At 57.6% G+C, this 396-nt stretch carries 1 protein-coding gene; it reads left to right on the top strand.

Annotation, left to right across the window (positions count from 1 at the left end):
- The coding region (locus FJV41_RS56445) for an IgaA/UmoB family intracellular growth attenuator (protein ID WP_141649694.1) at positions 1-396 on the top strand (396 nt) is incomplete at both ends.

Genomic DNA, 396 nt, shown 5'->3' with positions numbered 1-396 from the left:
GGCGATACGCTGCGCCTGACCGGTACCGGGATGTGTAACATCCGCACGCCGGGCAGTTGGTCCGCCAAAGAGGATTCGCCGTTCCTGCCTTTCGATTGTTCACAGATTGTGTGGAACGACGCCCCTCCTCTGCCGCTGCCGGAGTCTGACATTGTCAGCAAAGCGACCGCCCTGATGCAGTCCGTCCAGCGCCAGCTGCACCCGGAAACCGACGATGATTCCCGCGTCAGCCCTGCCCTACGCTCCGCCATTCAGAAATCAGGCATGGTGCTACTGGATGATTTCGGCGATATCGTGCAGAAAACTAACGATCTCTGCTCGGCAAAGGATGATTGCCTGCGGCTGAAGAATGCGTTGGTCAATCTTGGCAATACCCGTAACTGGGAAACGTTAACC

It is taken from the genome of Myxococcus llanfairpwllgwyngyllgogerychwyrndrobwllllantysiliogogogochensis (assembly GCF_006636215.1).
Lineage (GTDB): Bacteria > Myxococcota > Myxococcia > Myxococcales > Myxococcaceae > Myxococcus > Myxococcus llanfairpwllgwyngyllgogerychwyrndrobwllllantysiliogogogochensis.
Note: the sequence above shows the minus strand (reverse complement) of the source record. Positions and strands in the feature narration are given on the sequence as shown.